Origin of the sequence: Chitinophaga sp. OAE865, from assembly GCF_040546735.1 — a bacterium.
Classification (GTDB): domain Bacteria; phylum Bacteroidota; class Bacteroidia; order Chitinophagales; family Chitinophagaceae; genus Chitinophaga; species Chitinophaga polysaccharea_A.
The window spans coordinates 7,147,610-7,168,905 of sequence record NZ_JBEPOF010000001.1 but is presented as its reverse complement, the minus strand read 5'-3'; the positions used below and the strand labels follow the sequence as shown (position 1 = coordinate 7,168,905).

Here is a 21,296-nt window from a genome sequence, read left to right as displayed (position 1 = left end):
ACAGCTACGAACTGTCGGGATCACTGACCGGCCTTACCGGCAATGGCGTATACCGCATCACGATATGTATCGCCCACAGGGAGTTCCAGCGTATCCAGGAAAACACTGTTTTTTCGGATGGTGGTAATAGCGGCAACGGAAACAATATATGATTTATGCACACGTACAAACCGGGAACCGGGCAATTGCTCCTCCAGGCCTTTAATGCTCATACGGGTAATAACCGGTTTGGGGCTGCTGCTAAGGTGAATTTTTACATAATCTTTTAATCCTTCCACCCAGCGGATGTCGGAAAATACCACTTTCAGCAGGCTGTAATCTACATTTACAAAAAAGAAATCAGCTTCTTCCCGCGCCGTTTTTCCACCGGTTCTGAGCAGGAAAAGCTCCTGGGCTTTATTGCAGGCTTTGATGAAACGCTCAAGCGATACAGGTTTTACCAGATAATCCGTTACTGCCAGGTTGAAACCCTCAAGGGCATATTTTTCATAGGCGGTAATAAGTATCACCAATGGTTTGTTGGGCAGCGATTCCAGGAACTGTAATCCTGTAAGTCCGGGCATCTGGATATCCAGGAAGATCAGGTCTACCTGCTGGTGCCGCAAAACCTCCATCGCCTCAAATGCGTTGTTGCATTTGCCGGTGAGCTGCAGGTAAGGCACCATGCTGATATTATCTTCCAGCAGGTCCAGCGCTAACGGTTCATCGTCTATGGCAATACATTTCATCATCAGTGGAGATTTAATTGTAAGGATACTATAAACCAGTCATCTTTTTTATCGATGTGCAAAACATAATCATCTCCATACAATAAATTTAAACGCCTTTTTACATTTGTAAGGCCAATACCGCTCGTTTTATCCTTTATTTCGGAAGAATCTTTATTGAACCGGTTGCGCACGGAGAAAAACAGCATACCTGAACTTATGTATAACCGGATATCTATAGTGGCGTCCGTAATCATGCCGGTACCGTGTTTAAAAGCATTTTCCACAAAAGGGATCAGCAGCATGGGCTCGATTTCATAGCTGGAGTCTGCTGTTTCCAGGGATACGAGGATGGTGACATTCTTCCCGAACCGTTGCTGTTGCAGGTCTATGTAACTTTGCAGGTACTCTGTTTCCTTCTGCAGCGGTACTTTGTCTTCATCAGCTTCGTACAGCATATAACGCATCAGCGAGGAAAGCTTGATCAGGGAAGGCTCCAGTACATCCGATTTTTTACGTGCCAGCGCCACCATGTTATTGAGCACATTGAACATAAAATGCGGGCTTACCTGCGAGCGTAAAAGTGATAATTCCGTTTTCAGCAATTCGTTTTCCCGGGCGCTGGTTTGCCGCTCCAGCTTCATTTTATCCACAATCATCTGGAAGGCGGTGCTGGCAGACAGCACAAAGAAAAAGGTAAAAAAGGTGAACAGGATGGCGGGTTTTATATCTATGACATGCGGTTTCAGGAATGTTTTTTCAAACCCGTACCGCATGCTGCACATGAAAATAAATATCCCGACGATATAAAGGATATAGTCGAAAAATTTCTTTTTATATACGAGTCTTGGAATCAGCACCCAGGCGTTCAGGTAGAAGAAAACCACCAGCACCAGGTAGGAAAAATACATATACAGTAACCAGACATGCTTTTCATTCAAGCGGTCCTGCTCGTACTTTTCATTGGTAGGATGTAACAAATAGGGAAGGGAGAAGAATATAAGCCATGCAAGGATATGCCTGGCTACTACTGCCCATTTCTGCTGGTACCATTCCTGTTTCATGGCGCAAAATTAGGGCAATCGGGTAATTATCGGGAAAGAGTTGCGACCAATTGCAGTAATTCTACGACTAACATCGGAAAAAACAGCGCTTTCCGGGGCTGGTTTGCCCCCGAAAGCCTGTTAAGCAGTTTTTCCTGCAGCCATCAGCTCCTGAATCCTGGCGGGGCCGGTGATTACATTTGCTTTCAGGTCGCTGAGAATGGAGTATAACCCGAAATAGGTTCGGTTGATATAAAGACTATGCCTGGAGCCGCGTGCTACCTTTGAATCACGGATCTCTTTCATATTGTAAAGCTCATCCATGTAAGCATATATCTCGTTAAAATAGGCCTCATTGCCGAAGTCGAAGGTATCCAGTGTGAAGGGGAGCGTCAGCAGGTCAATCATATGCTGGAACAGGCCGGAAAAGAATTCCACCTCTTTGGGACTGTCGGTGGGGTGGATCATTTCCAGGTTGGTATAGATCTGGTGCCGGCGTTTTTCATCTTTCAGTACTTCCTTATCTACCAGCAGGAAATAATTTTCATAAAAATCTTCCGGTATTTCCTTTACGCACCCAAAATCGAAGATACCTACTGTGCCATCGGGGCGCATGAGGAAATTGCCGGGATGCGGATCTGCATGTACCTGTTTCAGGCTATGTACCTGGAACTGGTAAAAATCCCACAGGGCCTGGCCGATTTTATCCCGCACTTCCTGTGAAGGGTTGGTGAGCAGGAACTCTTTCAGGTGCTGCCCATCCAGCCAGTCCATGGTAATGATCCGGTCCGACGACATTTCCGGGTAGTACCCGGGAAATTTCAGGTTGGGAATATGGGCGCATGCCCCGGACAGGTCCATGGAACGGCGCAGCTCCAGCTGGTAGTCGGTTTCCTCCAGCAGTTTACTTTCTATTTCATCAAAATATTTATCCATATCCACCTCATTCATGCCCACAATGCGGATAGCAAAGGGTTTTACAATGCGGAGATCGGATTTTACGCTGTTGGCCACACCGGGATACTGGATCTTTACTGCCAGGTTTTTGCCGTTTTTCACGGCTTTATGCACCTGCCCTATGGAGGCGGCGTTGCAGGCCTGCAGATCGAACCGGTCGTACAGTTGTGAGGGCGATTTCCCCAATGTCTTTACAAAAGTATTCACTACCAGTGGGCCGCTCAGCGGGGGAGCGCTGTATTGCGACATGGCGAATTTTTCGGTATAGGCCTTCGGAAGCATGCCTTTGTCCATACTCAGCATCTGCGCCACTTTCAGCGCACTGCCTTTCAGGTTGCTCAGCGTATCGTAGATATCCGCGGCATTGTCCTGGTGGAGCTCTTCTTTTGTGGTAGAAGGATCCATCAGTTTGCGCGTGTAGTGTTTGATATAATTGGTACCTACCTTTAATCCTGTCGTAACGAATCTGCCTGCCCTTTCCACTTTGGAAGTGGGAATATTGGATTGTTCTTTCATGATGCTTATTTCCGCGTAAAAATAAATTTCCCGAAATCCAGCAAACTATCCAGGGTATTGGATTTGATGAGCTGGAAGCTCAGGTTCACCGCTTTTTCAATGGCGGCATCGGTCATCTCAAACTGGTTGCTGGTATCGTCCAGCCAGTATTTCAGTACAAACAGGGCCTGTAACCAGAAACCATGTACATACTGATCGGAGATATATTTTCTTTCCTTGATTTCGCTGGATTGATAACCTTCTTTTACAAGGTCGCTTATATACCTGTTAAACGCCTGCCGGAAAGTTTCCAGCTTGTTGCGGTACAGGTCAGGTAACCGGAAGTGTTTACGCTGTAATAACAGGTAGCTGCGGTCTTCCTTCAGCTTCTGCACCCAGAGGAAATAAAAGGCCAGCAATTTTTCCTGCGCATTATATTGCTGATAAATTTCATCTGCATGCAGCTGATCCAATGTTTGTTGGAAGATAGCCAGCCAGATGTCTTTTTCTACTGCTTCCAGTGAACTGTATTGTTCATAGAATTCAGTTTCAGAAACGTCCACAATTTTGCAGAGCGCATAAACAGAAACGGGTGCCTTGCCGTTTTCCAGCCAGTACACTTTATAGGCGTTGCGGATGAGCTGTTTGTCCATAAGAAAAAGTTTTATAATGTTGATGTAGCCCGTCCGGAGCGGGTTCCGGAGGTTAAATACGCGGGTACATACAAATTTACGTCAAGCATGGTTACAAACCCTTTTTTATCGGTACGCGAAATGTTAAAATCTCCGGCCGGGAGAAATAATATTATTATGTGAAAAAAATTGGGATGTATTTGTAAAATAGATATACCTTTGCACGCGAGTTCCTTATCCATCATCTTTTAAAATGCAAGGAATCATGACAGAACATACCCACATATCGCTCCTTTCGCTGCTTGCCTGATCTGGCAAACGATGCCGCTTAACTTTACATAAGCCGGGATAATACTTATATACAATTTATATCACGGTATAGTTATAGTTCGTATACACGCATACGTTAGTGACTTTGTTTGCTTTATCTGCCGCCTCCGGCGGAAGTGATGTTCCTGTACGGAACAAAATTTACACGTAATTATAATTCAATATCCAGGCTGGCTTAGAAGCTGGAAGCGGGCCGCGGTTACGCGATCAGCAGCGCTTTTATTTTACTTTTTGGTCGGTCCCGGCAGCGCTGTGCCCGTAAGGGTTGCACGCTGCAAATACATTAGCTTTTATGGGCAATATAAAAACAAAAGAACTTAGTAAAATAGGTTATACAAATGACCAGGCAAGAAGCCTTGTCATCAACATTATTTCAAAACATTTCAAACACACGGCCAAAGCAGATATCATGAACATGTTAACCGCCATCAAAGCGGATCCTGCTGCTTACCGTTCACACGAAGTACTGGGGAAAATAGCCGATACTTTTATGGACGAACCGGTGGAATGCAATTATCAGTCGTACGGCCTGCTGGAAGAAACAGGGCAGCTGAAAATATATGGCGCTAAAGAAATAGAGCGCTCTGCCAAACAACAAATGGAAACGGCTATGTCTTTACCGGTTACCGTACAAGGTGCGCTTATGCCCGATGCACATACCGGTTATGGTTTGCCTATAGGTGGAGTACTGGCCACCAATAATGCAGTACTACCTTTTGCAGTGGGAGTGGATATTGGTTGCCGTATGGCGCTTACCATTTTTGATGAAGGAGAAAGTTTTCTGAAACGTTTTTCCCACCAGGTAAAAGTAGCATTGAAAGAGCACACTCATTTTGGGATGGAAGGCGGGCTGGAATTGCCACAGGAACATGAAGTGCTGGACAGCGCCGCATTCCAGGCAACAGAACTGTTGCGGAAACTGCAGGCAAAAGCTGCCCGGCAGCTGGGATCTTCAGGTAGTGGCAACCACTTTGTTGAATTCGGCATAATTGAATTGAAAGAAGACAATGCGCTGCAGCTGCCCCCAAAAAAATACCTGGCCCTGTTATCACATTCCGGTAGCCGTGGCCTTGGGGCTAACATTGCGCAGCATTATACCCGCATTGCCATGGATACCTGCAAGCTGCCAAAATCGGCGCAGCAGCTGGCCTGGCTGGATCTTACCAGTGAAGCGGGGCAGGAGTACTGGCTCTCTATGAACCTGGCGGGCGATTATGCCAAGGCATGTCATGACCGTATCCATCTCAATCTTGCAAAGGCGCTGGGATTGCAGCCGCTTGCGAAAGTGGAGAATCATCACAACTTTGCCTGGGAAGATACCCTGGCAAACGGGCAGCGGGTGATCATTCACCGCAAAGGCGCCACCCCGGCTCATGCAGGCGAAATGGGCATCATTCCCGGCAGCATGTGCACCGCCGCTTACCTGGTGATGGGTAAAGGAGTGGATAATGCCTTGTACTCCGCCTCACATGGCGCTGGGCGGGCCATGAGCCGCAAAAGGGCAAAAGAGAACATGACCGTGTCCGGGATGAAAAAAATGCTGGCTGCCGCAGGGGTAACCCTCATCGGCGGCAGCGTGGAAGAAAACCCGCTGGCGTATAAAAACATTGACAATGTGATCAGCGCGCAGCAGGAATTAGTAGACGTACAAGGAAGGTTTATGCCTGCTATTGTAAGAATGAATAAAGACTAACAATTATGGAACAAATGATAGTACAGATCACCTCTGGTCGCGGCCCTGCAGAATGCAGCAGGGTAGTGGCAAAGGTGCAGGAAATAATGATCAGGGAAGGCCGCGCGGCCGGCATCAGCATACAGGTGCTGGAAAATGTGAAAGGAGATCTTAATGGTACCCTGCTTTCTGCTACCCTGCTGCTTAAAGGAAAAAATGTGGCGGCGTTTTGTCAGCCATGGGAAGGTACCATACAATGGATTGCGCAAAGCCCTTACCGTAAATTCCACAAGCGCAAAAACTGGTTTGTGGGCGTAGCGGTTTTTGATATCAGAAAACAGGTGCAGTGGGATCCGAAGGACGTAACGCTGGAAACCTGTCGTGCAGCCGGTCCGGGCGGACAACATGTGAATAAAGTGGAAACGGCTGTACGTGGTACCCACCGTCCCAGCGGGTTGCAGGTGCTGGCAATGGATAGCCGTTCCCAATTACAGAACAAGCAACTATGCCTGGAACGGCTGGAAGCAAAGTTCCTCGCCTGGCAAACCGGCGAGCTGGTAAAACAACAGCAGCAACGCTGGCAGGAGCATAATGAACTGGAAAGAGGAGATGCGGTGAAGGTGATCAGGGAACGGTTGTAAAAAAAGGGCAGCAATCGCCTTCGGCGATCACGCGGAATTTGTCTTGGAACACTGATTACACTGATTTTGATGATTTCATTGATTCTATTTTTAAGTTTTTGTAAAAACCGGGGAAATGTGCGCAGGTAAATTCGCTTATATTTTCCTTTTTACAGAAATTCAAAAAAATAGAATCAATGAAATCATCAAAATCAGTGTAATCAGTGTTCCAAGACAAATTCCGCTTCTTTTTACTTATTTTTATAGCACACACCATATATCAACCATTTACCACACGTGGAGGAACTAAGTGACATAGCGCTATTACAAAAACTACAGCAATCCGATGAATCGGCCTATACCGAAATATTTCATCGTTACTGGGAGAAACTGTACGCTATTGCGTATAACCGTTTACGTAGCCGTACTGCCGCTGAAGATGTGGTGCAGGAGGTACTGGCCAGTTTATGGGCCCGGAAGACTGAACTGGATATCCGTCACCTCTCCGGTTATCTTGCTACTGCCACCCGTTATGCCGTGTTCCGGCAAATCAGCCGTTTACTACCGGATCATCCCCTCGATACGCCCGATGTAGCGCAGCAAATGATACAGGCACCGGATATGGATCACCTGGATTATTGCCGCCTGCAGGAGCGGCTTGGACTGGAAATATCCACACTGCCGGAAAAATGCCGCCTCGTATTCCTTTATAGCCGCCGCGACCAGTACAGCAACAAGGAAATTGCTGCCGCCCTCCAGCTGTCGGAAAAAACAGTGGAAGCCCATCTTACAAAAGCGCTCAAGCACCTGCGTGTCCGCCTCAAAGACGTATATCCCTATCTTTCTTTCTTCCTCTGAAAAAAAATCGATATTGTCCGGTTAAGGCATGAATGGGAGTACAGATACTTTTCGGATACTTCTCGGATGCCTGGGAGTCGTCTATGTGTCGTACTCCCTATATAGTCCTCATATACTCCTAATGCTCTCCTAATACACTCCTGATGCACTGTGCATGCTCTTAGCCCCCAAAAAAATACACCAATGCAACGAAATCCGGTAAAAAGCGGCAAAACCGGCAGATTGGTTTTTCCACTTTTCGCCAGGATGGCAATTTAGCGGTAGACTGAAAAAAAATATAAAAAACACTAAGGGTAACAGCAGTATTTCTGTACTCTGTTATTATGCAGCACCTGAAAGACCTGATCCAACGTTACCTGAAAGGCAATGCTTCCCCCGAAGAAGCAGCAGCGCTCCATGAGTGGTACAACAGCTTCGACGACAGCGAAGTGCCGTTGCCCCTGGAACCGGGGGAAGACCGCAATATGCTGGAACAACGGCTGCTCAACCGGTTGAAACCTGTGATGCAGCCACTCAAAAGCAAAAGGCTTCCCTTTTGGCGTTATGTGGCTGCTGCGGCCCTGCTGGCCCTGGTAGCGATAACCGGGACAATGGTGTGGCAGCACCGGCATTTATCTCCCCAAAAAAATATAACGGCATACAATACCTCCGTAACAGATAAGCCGCCTGCCAACAAAAAAGCTATGCTCACACTGGCCGATGGCAGCACTATTGCACTGGATGATGCCGCCAACGGCGCGCTTGGCAAACAGGGGGGCGCCAGCGTTATAAAAAAAGAAAAAGGACAACTGGCTTACCAGGCCGGCGATGCTAATAGCGCAGTAGTATACAATACCCTTACTGTGCCCCGGGGGGGCAGATACCAGCTGGTGCTGCCGGATGGTACCAACGTATGGCTTAACTCAGCTACTTCACTCCGCTATCCCACCGCTTTCCGCGGAGGAGAAAGAAAGGTGACCCTGCAGGGACAGGCCTACTTCGAAATTGCCGCCAATGCCACACAGCCATTTAAAGTGCAGGCTGGTGAAATGGAAGTGGCCGTGCTGGGCACCCGCTTCGATATGATGGCCTATGCCGATGAGCCCACCATCAACGCTACCCTGGTGGATGGAAAAATAAAAGTACAGGATAAGATCCTGCAACCTGGTCAACAGGCGGTACTGGCACTTTCAGGCCACCGGCTCACAATACGGGATGCCGATGTTGATAAGATCACCGCCTGGAAAAATGGCCTTTTCGTGTTTAATAATATGGACCTTCCTACCATACTCCGGGAAATAGCCCGCTGGTATGATGTGGAAATAGTATATCAGTCTGCACCCGGTAAAGAACTGTATGGGGGCGGCATCAGCCGGAATCTTAATTTATCAGCCGTACTGCGTGTTTTGGAAGAAAACGGAACTAATCACTTTAAAACAGATGGAAATAAAGTAGTGGTATTACCGTAAAACCTGTAAAAAAAACATATGAAGTAACACATGGAACAATGAAAAAAGCCGGAGGTGGTGACACACCCCCGGCAGCAGCTTAGCATCCTGTAAGATCAGCGACGATCATTTAAGAATTCTAAACCTTATTAAAAGTATGCATTTAAAATTTAAGGAGATACCATTTCTCCCCAAGGGACTTTTATTAACCAAAATTTTGCGGGTTATGAAAATGACCACATGGCTTATCCTCGCTGCCTGCCTGCATGTAAGCGCCAGGGGTTTTTCCCAGCAGGTTACCCTGTCGGTGAAAAATATGCCGTTACAGAAAGTGTTTGCAGAAATAATCCTGCAATCAGGGGCCACCATCGTATATAACGAATCCACCCTCAAAAACACCAGCCCGGTTACCCTGCAGGTAAGCAACGCCTCCGTGCAATCTGTACTCGAGCAATGCCTGCAACACCAGCCGGTAACATTTGCTATCAACAACGGCGTATTTGTGATCCGCCCAAAGTTGGTCCCCCCGCCGCCCCCGGCAGATACTATTGGCCGTATTACCGGTACAGTGCGTGGCCCCGATGGTACGTTGCTTCCCGGTGCTACGGTAATTGTAAAGGGCACCAGCAGGGGGAATGCCACCAACGCCGGGGGACAGTTCACCGTATCTGCCAACCCCGGTGAAATACTGGTCGTTACCTTCACCGGGTACGATAAACAGGAACTGCCGGCCAGCAACGGTATGCAGGTAACCCTGCGCACCGCCAACAGCCAGCTTGACCAGGTAGTGGTGGTAGGCTACTCCGATAAAAAGAAAAGTGAATTAACCAGCGCTGTTACCGTAGTAGACGCCGCAAAACTAAAAGATGTAACCACCAACGATGTAGGCACCATGTTACAGGGCAAGGTGTCCGGTTTGCAGGTAGTGAGCAGCTCCGGCGTTCCAGGCGCAGCAGCGGAAATACGTATGCGTGGTATCTCTTCTGTAAACGCCTCGCAAAGCCCGCTTGTGGTAGTAGATGGTATTATTGGCGGCAACTATGATCCTAACGATATAGAAAGTGTAACCGTGCTCAAAGATGCCGGCGCTACTGCCATGTATGGCTCACAGGCCAATGCGGGTGTGATCATCATCACGACCAAAAGAGCCACCACCGGTAAAATACAATTCCAGGCAAAAGTAACTACCGGCTTCCGTACACCCGACTTCGGAACCATGAACATGATGAACGGCAGCGAATTGTACGAAAGGCAAAAGGAATATTACCGCGATTATATTCCCGGCGCTACCAACAACTCCTATAAAATAGACCTGCTGAAGTTCTACAACGAACGCCCGCTCTCCCTGCGTGATCAGAATTATAACTGGCTCACAGATATGTTCCGCCGTGCGCCCATGCAAAACGTGTATATCTCCGCCAGTGGCAAATCAGAAAAATCAGATTACTACCTGGGCCTTTCTTATTACAATGAGAAAGGAACTTTTATGAATACCAATTACCAGCGCGTAAACCTGAGAGCTAATTCTACCTATCACTTTACAAAACGTATCAGTTTAACCAACAACATCAATCTCAGCGGGTCCTTTGGTAAAACGTACGACTACAACGATATGTACTATGCCTTCCTGAACATGCCCTGGGATAATCCTTACGACAGCTCCGGTAAAGCATTGTATGTAGATGGCAACTCCCCCTTCAAATGGTGGTCGCGCGATAAGGTAAACCCTATCCACACCATTAATAATTCAGAACATCCCTATAAAAACTTTGATGTGAATTATGATATGGGGCTTAATATCGGCATCACCGACTGGCTCACATTTACCAGCACCAACCGGCTTTCCCTGGGATACAATAAAAATAAAACCTGGTATTCACCGGATGTGGCGGGGCAGTATCATGGAACCGGTTTTCTCAATGAATTAAGCACGCTTAACTATGGTTACATTTCCAACAACCTGTTGAAAGTAGATTTCCGGATGGGCGATCACCGGATCAGCGGCCTTGCAGGCGTGGCGTTTGAAGGCAGCAATACTGAACTGATGGGAGCTTCAGGAAAAGGATTGCCCGCCGGGTTAAAAGTGCTGAACATCGTATCTAACAGCCAGCTGGTAAATGGCAGTATCAATGAAGCGATTATACAGTCGCTTATCTCCCAGGTAAACTACAGTTACCAGGATAAATATTTTCTCACTGCATCTTTCCGCGTAGATGGCTCTTCCAATTTCCCATCTGCTAACCGCTGGGCCTCTTTTCCGGCTGTTTCCGCGGCATGGCTGGCCAGCAATGAAGATTTTCTGAAAGACAACAGTGTGTTCACCACCCTGAAACTCCGCGCCAGTTACGGGGTTACCGGTACCCAGGATATCGGCTCATCGCGTTACCTGGCCTTGTTTGCATTGGATAACCAGTACAACGGGCAAACAGCGGCAACGCCATCACAGTTGCCCAGCCCCGACCTCACCTGGGAAAGCAAATACCAGTGGAACGGCGGTATCGATATAGGGTTGTTTAAGCGCATTGACCTCAGTGTGGATGTATACAACAACATCACCAAAAATCTCCTGCTGCAGGTGTCCCAGCCTTTATCAGTAGGCTTTGAGAAACGCTGGGAGAACGTGGGCGAGCTGGTGAATAACGGTGTGGAACTGGGTATCAGCTCTGTTAATATCCACAGCCGCAGGTTCCGGTGGAGTACTGATTTTAATATCAACTTTAACACTAACAAACTGCAGAAATTCCCGGCTAATATTATTAACACACAATCTACCTGGAGCATTTCACAGATCTACCGCAACGGTGGTAATCTCTATGAATTTTACATGCCCAAATGGCTGGGGGTAGATAAGCAAACCGGCGCGCCTTTGTGGGAAGTGGTGGATAAAGACGGCAACAGGTCGTCTACCTCAGACTATGCCAGCGCTACCTACCAGGAAGTGGGCTCCGCACTGCCGAAATTCCAGGGTGGTATGACCAATACCTTCACTTACAGCGGCATTTCCCTGGGTGTGAATATTTATTTCCTGTCGGGCAACAAGGTATACAGCAACAACCTCCGCTTTGTGGAAAATGACGGCAATGAACCTTACTACAACCAGGTAAACCTTCCCAAAGGCAGCAGCACCTGGGCTAAGCCCGGCGATAATGCCACCGAGCCAAGTCCGCAGAACTCTGCTAACAGCACGCAAACGTCTACACGCTTCCTGAAAGACGGCAGCTTCTGGGCATTGCGTAATATCAGCCTGAGCTATGAACTGCCAAAGGCCCTTGTGAACAGGTGGCGCCTGGATGGTGTAACAGTTGGTTTTACTGCAGATAATGTGCATACGTTCACCAATTTCCTGGGGCAGGACCCGCAAACCACCATCACACCGGGTTCGCAGGTGATGCCAGGCGTATCGGACTTTAAATATCCGAACAACCGCCAGTACCTGTTCAACATTAATTTCAGATTTTAAAATGCCTGTCATGAGATCAGCGATTATTATATTAATACTATTGCCTGTGTTGTTATGGCAAACAGGTTGTATGAAAGATGTGAATCCAAGTGATGCCCTTACCACGGAAACCATTACCGGTTCTCCTGAAGGGCTGAAGAATGCCGTGAATGGTGCATATTCGTTGTTGAAGGATCACGTGGAGTTTAATGGTACAAGGGATGATAACAATATGTACCTGCGCCAGTATTTCCAGCTCTCGGATTTTGCCAGCGATGATATTGTATGCGGGCAAACAACAGAAGATCCGCTGTTCTATAGTTTTTCGCTGGGCCATTCGCCTACGCAAACAAACGTGCGTTACTTCTGGTATATCTCTTACAAAATCATCAACGATGCCAATACTGTTATTGAAGCGGTGGAGAAGCAGGGTAACCCCGACGCCACTACGCAGCAGATGCTGGGTGAATGCTATTTCCTGCGTGCTTTCAGCCACTTCAACCTGGTGAAATTATTTGCCATGCCCTATACGCAAAACCCCGGTGCGCCCGGCGTGATCCTCCGTACTTCTACCAGTGATCCCGCACAAAAGGACCGGTCTACCGTAGGTGAAGTATATGCGCAGATCATTGCCGATGCGAGGAAAGGCGCAGACCTGATGTCGCAAAGCAGGGGGCCTCAGTACGCTTCCCGCGAAGCTGCATGGGCGTTGCTTTCCAGGGCATATCTTTATGAAGGTAACAACGACAGCACCGCTTACTTTGCTTCGCAGGTAATTTCATCCGGTCGCTTTTCACTCACTACTGCTGCTACTTACCCCGATCTTTTCGCCAACGCTACAGCAGGGTCGGAAACCATTTTTTGCGTAGCCTTTACGCCTGTAGACGATTATGGCAAGTTTGGCTCTATTGCCTCCATGATCTATTCCAATGGTAACTCCGGCTGGGGCGAGGAATTTGCATCCGCTTCACTGAGGGATACCATGTCGGCCAACCCGGAAGATGTGCGCTGGAAATATATTATACCTCTTAAAGACGGTAATGGTGTATTGCAGCAGAAAAATGGCATCGACATTTATTATATCTCCAAATTTTCCGGGCAGGGTGGAAGCCCTACCTTAAGCTCGCCTATTCTTTTCCGGCTGGCGGAAATGTACCTGAACAGGGCGGAAGCATCGGCCAAAGCCGGTAAAACGGCAGCCGCACTGGACGACCTGGATATTATACGCAGCAACCGCGGGTTATCAGGGGCCCTTTACCACCAGCAGCTGCCGGCAGGTAAAACCGCGCTGGATGTGGTATTGAAGGAAAGAAGATTGGAGCTGGCCTTTGAAGGCCACCGCAGTTTTGATGTGTACCGCAATAAAAGGGCGATGAACAGGACCTACTGGGGCTATCATTTGCCGGGGCTGAAGCAATCGGATATCAATCCTGCCGTAAACCCTTCCGGTTACGCCGGCATGGTGATACAGCCCGATAACCCGAAGATCATCTATTACATCCCTATCGATGAAATAGAAACCAACAAACTGTGTGTACAGAACCCTTAAAACCACCTGATCATGCAAAAGAAACTGCTCTATATATTGTTGCTGCTCTGTGCAGCTACGGCCTGTAAAAAAGACGATAATAACCCTGCTCCACTGGTAGTATACACTATTGCGGTAGATGGGAACCAGGTTACCTTTAATAATACTACTACCGGCGCCACCTCCTGGAAGTGGGACTTTGGTGATGGCACCAGCTCTACGGAGCAAAGCCCCGTGCATGTTTACCAGGGCAAAGGTAAATATGTGCCTACGTTGTATGCCACTTCCGCCGCAGGGGTTACTGCGGAAGGATCTACCGTGATCCGTATTTCCAAAACCTCGCCGGTAAAACTGACAGACAACAGCCTGTCCGACTGGGATACTATCAGCCAGAATGTGATCACTGCCGGTCCGGCCGGTGGCGTCTTCAAAAAGCTGAAGCTGGATTACGACGGGCAGAATGTTTATTTCTATGGGGAGATGACCGGTAAACTATCCGATGGCGCTATTTTCGATATGTATATCGACAGTGATAACAGCGCTGCTACAGGTTTGCTCACGGCCCTGTTTACCGGTGGGGCCTATGATGTGCTGCTGGAAGGACAGCTGCTGCTGAGGCAAAGCACTGCACCCATCCCAATGGCTATGTATTACCATAACGGACCGCAAACCGGCTTTACCTTTGATCAGCAATCGGGCACCGACTTTTTCACTATGGGCACCATCACAGAAGCAGGTGGTATAGTGCGCTTTGAAGGAAAGCTGGACCGGTCAAAAATCAAGGGTTTTACGGGAGCGGCTATACGGCTTGGTATGGTGGCCACATCCAGTGACTGGTCCACCCAGCTGGGCACTATCCCTGATGAAGGCGCTGCTGCTTTTTTATTAAATATGCCGGAATAAATTATTAATTTAAGCCAACAAACAGGACAATGAGCCAAACCACCAATGTCAGCCAACGATTGATTTCCCTGGATGTGATGCGCGGCCTTATCATGATCCTCCTGGCAGGAGAAAGCGCCCGTATCTATGAGTCGATAGCACACCTGCACCCTACGGGTATCGGAGGAAGCCTGATACAGCAGTTTTTTCACCATCCCTGGAACGGGCTACGCGCCTGGGACCTGGTGCAGCCAGCCTTTATGACAATGGCCGGTGCAGCCATGTTCATTTCCTGGTATTATAAGACACAAAAGGGCATTACCTGGTCACAAAATTTCCGGCATATAGCCCTGCGTTGTTTAAAGTTGTTTATATTTGGTACTGCCCTCCATTGCGTATATGCAGGAAGGTTAGTATGGGAGTTATGGAATGTGCTTACGCAGTTGTCTGTAACCACCCTGATCGCCTATCTTATTATACGCCGTTCCTTTGGTTTCCAGCTCGGCGTGAGCCTGTTGTTGTTGCTGGCAACCGATTTAATGTACAGGTTTGTTTTATTGCCCGGTTTCGAAGAACCCTTTACACAGGGACATAACTTCGGAGCATTTATGGATACTGTGCTGATGGGAAAGATCAACCCTGACGGATGGGTGACCATTAACTTTATACCCACTGCCGCGCATACCATCTGGGGCGCACTGGCGGGGAAGTTACTGATCAGCGACCGGCCGAAGGCGCAGAAAATAAAGATCCTGGTAACAGCAGGCGTAATTGGGCTTGTTGCCGGCTTTGGGCTTGACCTGGCAGGTATTACCCCCATTATTAAACGGATTGCCACCACATCTTTTACGCTGGCTTCCGGGGGATGGGTAATGCTGGTAATGGCGCTGCTGTACTGGCTCATAGATGTAAAACAAAATGTGCGCTACGCCTGGATAGCCACCGTGGTAGGCATGAACGCCATTTTTATTTACCTCTTCTTTGAAACAGTAGGTGGCCAATGGGTGAACCCAACCACCGGCATCTTTATAAAAGGATTTACCGCCCTGGCGGGGATCCCTGAAAGCATCCGGGATATCTTATCTGCCTTTGCCGTACTGGCACTGGAATGGGGCTTATGCTACTGGTTATATAAAAAGAAGATCTTCTTCAAATTATAAGCTATCTACTGAAACCCCCATGGAAAAAAAAGCTCCGGTATCATTTACCGGGGCTTTTAATTTTTTTACCGCTAGACGTATATTTTTCCAATTTTATTATTTACCTTGATTCCGGTTTAATAATTAATTCGCCAAAATCTTTAGTATCAAAGCGTGAACAATGGAAGAAATAAATCTCTTCCACTCTCATTGGTCAAAATCACTGTAATAAACCTGTCACCTGGCAGTGTTACAGATATGTTATGTGTTTAAGCTACCTGTAATGAATAATTACCAATAAGGTTCCGGTTACATGAGTCATTCATCAGACATAGTATTGGTACAACGTTTAAAGGAAGGCGATGCTTCAGCATATGATGCTTTATTTTTAAAGTATCACAAGCTGCTTTGCCTGAATGCTTATTGGTTCCTGCGGAATGAAGCCGAGGCAAATGATCTTGTACAAACTTTTTTCCTCGACATCTGGGACAAAAAGTTATACCTTCATTTTACCGGTGATATCAGGGGATACCTGCATCAGGCCATCAAGAACCGCTGCCTGACGCATCTTAAAAAACAAAGAACAGAACTGGAAAATAAAGTGGCCTTCACGCAGTTGCAGGACGATTCCTGTTTTACGAGCACTGAAGTTTCACCGGATTATTATAAGCAGGTACTCACTGCCATTAATGATATGGCCGTACAAAAAAGATCGGCTATACAAATGGTATACATCCAGGGAAAGCGTTACCAGGAAGCAGCGGATGAAATGGGCATCAGTATCAATTCTTTCAAAACCCACCTGAAAAGAGGATTGAAAGTATTACGTCATGCAATTACTAATAAAGGGTATTAGTCCCCGATTTGTTAACAATGGAGCAGGTACAGGAGAAAATATTTGAATTATATCTACAACGTTTGTCGGGAGCACTCTCTGCAGATGAAGAAGCCTATGTGCAGGATATGTTGCTGCACGATGCCCACTTCAAGGCGCAGTGGAACCAGCTTGAACAGGAAAGCATTACACTGCATACAGACGAGTACCTGCAACAGATAGATTCAGCTTCTGCCCTCCGGCAGATCAGGGAAGAAAGGGCAGCACACCACCCGGTTATCCACCTTAAAAAGTGGCTGGCAGCAGCTGCTGTGTTATTATTGATGGGTAGCGGCGTCTATTATTTCTTTGCCCGCACAGCTCCTGTGATATCGCCAACTGTAGCCATGCAGCAACAAAAGCAACCGGTGCGCCTGCTGCTGAGCAATGGTGAAAAAGTAGAGCTGACTAAAGACAGCGGCGCCAAAACCATTGCCCTTAACAACGCCACACTGAGCACCAGCAATGGCGCGCTTCAATATACTTCTGCCGATACGGTATTGAATACCCTTGATGTACCTGCCGGCGAAAGTTATAAACTAACACTGTCCGATGGTACGGAGGTATGGCTGAATGCCGCCACCAGGCTCCGTTTTCCTTTCCATTTTGGCCGTGGGGAAAGGGAGGTATATGTAGATGGGGAAGCTTATTTTAAGGTGGCCTCCAACGCGGGAAAACCCTTCGTGGTTCATACTGCATTGACCAGTGTACAGGTATTGGGAACAGCTTTTAATATTAATACGTACCAGGCCGGTACCGTGAAAACGGCCCTGGTGGAAGGCCGGGTGATCACCAAAGGAAAAATGAACGAGCGCCAGGCGCTGCAACCCGGTATCCAGGCCGATTATGATGCCGGTAAAGGATTTGTGACCAGTCATTTTGATGAAGAAGAAGTATTGGCCTGGCGCAATGGTATTTACTATTATCATCGTATGCCGCTTGCTGCGCTTATCGCCACTGCCTCCCGCTTTTACGGGATGCGGTTTGTACTGGATAAAAACAAAGCGGCTGACCAGGTGGTTACAGGGCTGATGGACCGCAACCGGCTGGAAGATTTCCTCTCCGATCTCAAAACAACTGCACATATCGATTATCGTTTATCAGGTAATGAAATTACCCTGAAATAAGATTTTCCTTCCCCTCAAAAAATATTTTTACTACTCCTTGTCACCCGTTTCCAGGAAAACGATGTAGTTGTGATGAAAGCATTTGTTACTGTCATTTGCTGTACCATCATTTTAACTTGTAAACAATTCCCGAATGAGAAAAAGTATACGCCACTGTAAGCTGGCTATGCGAAACGTTGTGCGCATGTTGGTGCTGTGTGCCCTTTTATGCACTTCATTTTCCGGCGTGAAAGCACAAACGCCGGAGCCTTCGCTGCAATCGATCGTCACGGTTACCGGCAATGAGGTAACGCTCCTGCAGATCTTCCGGGCCATTAAAAAACAAACAGGTCTTACTCTTGTTTACAGCAACCAGCTGCTGAACGATGGTGAGAAAATGTCGCTCAACTTCCGCCAGGCAAAGCTGGAAGAGGTACTGGCTTTTATTTTTAAAGATAAAAACATCAGCTATGTACTGCAACGCAACCGGATTGTGCTCGACAAAAAAGCCGATGCACCGGAAAACACCGCAACGCCGGTGGCGGCAAAGCAGGAGGAATGGCTGGTTCGCGGGCAGGTAATGGATGTGGATGGAAATCCCCTGCCCGGCGCTACCATCACGGTGAAAGACAGTAAAAAAGGAACTGTTACAGATGTAATGGGCGTGTTTTCCATTGCCGCCAACAAGGATGATATCCTCAAGGTGGCCATGATGGGCATGAACCCTGAAGAGGTAAAGGTCGTTAACCAGAAAACGCTGAAGGTGAGTCTCACTGCAAAAGTGGACAAGCTGAACGAAGTAGTGGTAGTTGGTTTTGGCAGCCAGAAAAAAGTAACCGTAACCGGCGCCGTATCCACTGTAAACATGGCCGATATGCAAACGCCGGTACGTTCTTTAACCAATGCACTGGTAGGAAAAGTGGCCGGTGTGATTTCCATGCAGAGCGGCGGTGGCGAACCTGGTTATGATAATCCGAACTTTACCATCCGTGGGATCGGTACTTTTAAAGGAAGCGTTTCCCCGCTCATTATTGTTGATGGTGTGCAGAGGGAAGATGTGAACAGTACTTACGGCGGTGCTTTTAATAACATTGACCCGGAAGACATCCAGAGCATTTCGCTGCTGAAAGATGCCTCTGCTACTGCGGTATACGGAGCCAAAGGTGCCAATGGCGTATTGATCATCACCACCCGCAGGGGTATTGCCGGTAAACCCAAAGTATCTGCCAAAGCAGAAACAGGTTTCAGCGGTCTTACGAAAATGCCCAAAATGCTGGACGGCGTGAACTATATGAAATTGTACAATGAAGCCCGTGCCAACGCCGGCGAAGAACCGGTATACTCTGATGAGCTGATCCGTAAAACAGCCAGCGGCCTTGATCCGTATATTTATCCCAATGTAAACTGGATCAATACCATTTATAAAGACTGGGCATCCATGACCAATGCCAATGTGAATGTAAGTGGTGGCGGAGAAGCCATGCGCTATTATGTGTCTATGTCTTTTTATAACCAGGACGGACAATATAATGTAAGAGACATCAGTTATAATCCCAATCTCAATTTCAAAAGATATGATTTCAGGAGCAATGTAGACCTGAACGTCACCAAAACAACCTTACTTTCCCTTAACCTGGCTTCCATGCTGGTAAATACCCGTTACCCGGGCAATTCGGCAGGAGCTATATGGTATTCCACCTACGCTACCAATCCTATATCCTTCCCTGTTTCCTACCCCGATGGTAAATGGGCCGGCCCGGTAAACAACGGTGGTTCCAACCCGTTTAACCTTGTACAGAATTCCGGCTATTCCACAGAGTTCAGGCCTTCCATTCAATCTGTATTATCCCTTAATCAGAAGCTGGATGTAATTACTGAAGGATTAAGCGCGAATGCCCGTTTTTCTTTTGATACCTACAGCGAATTTGATAACAGCAGAAGAGGAGTGAACGACCTGTTCTATGCACCCGGAAGGGATGAAACTGGTAACCTGGTATACAACCAAACCAGGATCGGGAATACCTACCTGGGTTATGGCTCATCGTCAACCGGGGAACGCATGATGTACCTGGAAGGCAACCTCACTTATGATCACAGCTTCGGTAAACATAATTTTGGCGGACTACTGGTAGGTAGTATCCGGAATCGCCTGGTGGGCTCCGCAGGAGATGTAAAAGGCGCCATTCCTTACCGCAACCAGAGCGCTGCGGCAAGGGTTACGTATTCTTATATGGATAAATATCTCGCGGAAGCAAATATGGGCGCTACCGGCTCAGAGAACTTTGACCGGGGGAAAAGATGGGGATACTTCCCGGCAGGTTCTGTCGGTTGGGTGATCTCTAAGGAAAATTTCTTCCTGCCGTATACAAAAGTGATAAGTCTTCTGAAAATCCGCGGATCTTATGGCATGACAGGAAATGATCAGATCGACCAGAACCGCTTCGGTTATCTTACCTATTATAACGGTGCGAGCGGCGTATCTTTTGGCAGCTCCGGCACACCTTCTTATTATGGTGGTATTAATGCTGATGTAATCGGTACTCAGAATCTTACCTGGGAAAAATCAGCGAAAGCAGACATTGGCCTGGAGATAGGAATTTTAAATAAACTGAATATCGTCGTAGATGGATTCCAGGATAAGAGAAGCGCCATTCTTGTAGAAAGGCAGTCTATTTCACCGGTTGCGGGATATGGGGGCAGCAGGATTTATGGTAATATCGGCGAAATGGTGAATAAGGGAGTAGATGGTAGTATAGAATATACCGACCATATTGGTAAAGATGTTTCTATTCGTGTATTCGGTAACGTTACCTATGCAAAAAACAAGATCATCTATGCCGATAATCCCATTGCCTTATATGCCTATGCCCAGCAGGAGGGACATAAATACGGCGAATTCAAAGGCTATCAAAGCCTCGGCCTTTTCACCAGCCAGGATGATGTAGAGAAAAGCCCGCAGCAGTTCAGGGTGGTACATCCGGGTGATGTGAAATACGCAGATCTGAATAATGACGGTAAAGTAGATGGCAATGATCAAACCTACCTGGGTAAATCAAGTTTCCCTACCTGGTCATACGGTTACGGTTTTAATATCGGCTATAAGAGATTTGAGCTTTCTGCTGTTTTTGCAGGTGTGGCAGATGTGGGTATCATGGCGAATGGTATAGGCGTGACCGGCAATGGCGCCGGCGCAGATGGAGTAGGCGTGGTACCCTTCGCTGGGATGGGCCAGTATACCGCCAGCGTACTGGAAGATATGATGAACCGCTGGACAACAGAAAACCCCAGCCAGGATGTACATTATCCACGGCTTACCATAGCCAACATCAACGACAATAATTATTTAAACAGTAGCTGGTGGATACGCGACGGCAGCTTTATGCGCCTGAAACAGGCTACTTTCAGCTACTCATTTATTACGCCGGATATGAAACGCAAAGGGATCAGCAATCTGCAGGTATACACAACGGCTACCAATATGCTCACGTTCACGAAGTTTAAGCTATGGGATCCTGAACTGGGCATTTCCGGTTCAAGGTATCCTTTCCCGAAAACAGTTACCCTGGGTGTAAGGGCGCAGTTTTAAT

Annotated in this window: 15 protein-coding genes; 11 read left to right on the top strand and 4 right to left on the bottom strand. The window is 47.5% G+C overall.

The features are described from left to right. Window positions 1-20: 20 nt before the first annotated feature. The 4 genes from ABIE50_RS28500 to ABIE50_RS28485 form a co-directional block, all read right to left on the bottom strand. Window positions 21-731, bottom strand: a complete 711-nt coding sequence (locus ABIE50_RS28500; RefSeq protein WP_260607521.1) for a LytR/AlgR family response regulator transcription factor — start codon at window positions 729-731, stop codon at window positions 21-23. After that, a complete protein-coding gene (locus ABIE50_RS28495; RefSeq protein WP_209861889.1) occupies window positions 731-1,771 on the bottom strand; it encodes a sensor histidine kinase in 1,041 nt (346 codons plus the stop codon). The genes ABIE50_RS28500 and ABIE50_RS28495 overlap by 1 nt, the downstream gene beginning before the upstream one ends. Window positions 1,772-1,891: 120 nt before the next feature. After that, window positions 1,892-3,223 carry an ABC1 kinase family protein gene (locus ABIE50_RS28490; RefSeq protein ID WP_209861886.1) on the bottom strand — a complete coding sequence of 444 codons (1,332 nt, stop codon included), beginning with the start codon at window positions 3,221-3,223 and terminating at the stop codon, window positions 1,892-1,894. A 5-nt stretch (window positions 3,224-3,228) separates the two neighbouring features. Next, a complete protein-coding gene (locus ABIE50_RS28485) occupies window positions 3,229-3,855 on the bottom strand; it encodes a TetR/AcrR family transcriptional regulator (protein ID WP_209861883.1) in 627 nt (208 codons plus the stop codon). Between the two features lie 601 nt (window positions 3,856-4,456). Here ABIE50_RS28485 and ABIE50_RS28480 point away from each other — a divergent pair. The 11 genes from ABIE50_RS28480 (at window position 4,457) to ABIE50_RS28430 (ending at window position 21,295) form a co-directional block, all read left to right on the top strand. Then, window positions 4,457-5,857, top strand: a complete 1,401-nt coding sequence (locus tag ABIE50_RS28480) for an RtcB family protein (protein ID WP_209861880.1) — start codon at window positions 4,457-4,459, stop codon at window positions 5,855-5,857. Window positions 5,858-5,862: 5 nt separating this feature from the next. Further along, a complete protein-coding gene (gene prfH / locus ABIE50_RS28475; protein ID WP_142686456.1) occupies window positions 5,863-6,477 on the top strand; it encodes a peptide chain release factor H in 615 nt (204 codons plus the stop codon). Window positions 6,478-6,753: 276 nt separating this feature from the next. Continuing rightward, window positions 6,754-7,314 carry an RNA polymerase sigma factor gene (locus ABIE50_RS28470; RefSeq protein WP_209861877.1) on the top strand — a complete coding sequence of 187 codons (561 nt, stop codon included), beginning with the start codon at window positions 6,754-6,756 and terminating at the stop codon, window positions 7,312-7,314. 323 nt (window positions 7,315-7,637) lie between these two features. Continuing rightward, window positions 7,638-8,762 (top strand): FecR family protein, encoded by a 1,125-nt coding sequence (locus tag ABIE50_RS28465; RefSeq protein ID WP_209861874.1) that lies wholly within the window; start codon window positions 7,638-7,640, stop codon window positions 8,760-8,762. Between the two features lie 205 nt (window positions 8,763-8,967). Further along, a complete protein-coding gene (locus tag ABIE50_RS28460; RefSeq protein WP_209861870.1) occupies window positions 8,968-12,201 on the top strand; it encodes a TonB-dependent receptor in 3,234 nt (1,077 codons plus the stop codon). A gap of 10 nt (window positions 12,202-12,211) precedes the next feature. Then, a complete protein-coding gene (locus ABIE50_RS28455; protein WP_354028214.1) occupies window positions 12,212-13,729 on the top strand; it encodes a RagB/SusD family nutrient uptake outer membrane protein in 1,518 nt (505 codons plus the stop codon). A 12-nt stretch (window positions 13,730-13,741) separates the two neighbouring features. After that, a complete protein-coding gene (locus ABIE50_RS28450; protein ID WP_209861864.1) occupies window positions 13,742-14,611 on the top strand; it encodes a PKD domain-containing protein in 870 nt (289 codons plus the stop codon). 29 nt (window positions 14,612-14,640) lie between these two features. Next, window positions 14,641-15,750: an acyltransferase family protein gene (locus tag ABIE50_RS28445; protein ID WP_209861861.1), complete on the top strand. Its 1,110-nt coding sequence runs from the start codon at window positions 14,641-14,643 to the stop codon at window positions 15,748-15,750. A 292-nt stretch (window positions 15,751-16,042) separates the two neighbouring features. Continuing rightward, window positions 16,043-16,585 carry an RNA polymerase sigma factor gene (locus ABIE50_RS28440; RefSeq protein WP_142686463.1) on the top strand — a complete coding sequence of 181 codons (543 nt, stop codon included), beginning with the start codon at window positions 16,043-16,045 and terminating at the stop codon, window positions 16,583-16,585. Between the two features lie 17 nt (window positions 16,586-16,602). Beyond that, window positions 16,603-17,730: a FecR family protein gene (locus tag ABIE50_RS28435; RefSeq protein WP_209861858.1), complete on the top strand. Its 1,128-nt coding sequence runs from the start codon at window positions 16,603-16,605 to the stop codon at window positions 17,728-17,730. A gap of 133 nt (window positions 17,731-17,863) precedes the next feature. Then, window positions 17,864-21,295: a TonB-dependent receptor gene (locus tag ABIE50_RS28430; protein ID WP_209861855.1), complete on the top strand. Its 3,432-nt coding sequence runs from the start codon at window positions 17,864-17,866 to the stop codon at window positions 21,293-21,295. Window position 21,296 lies beyond the last annotated feature (1 nt).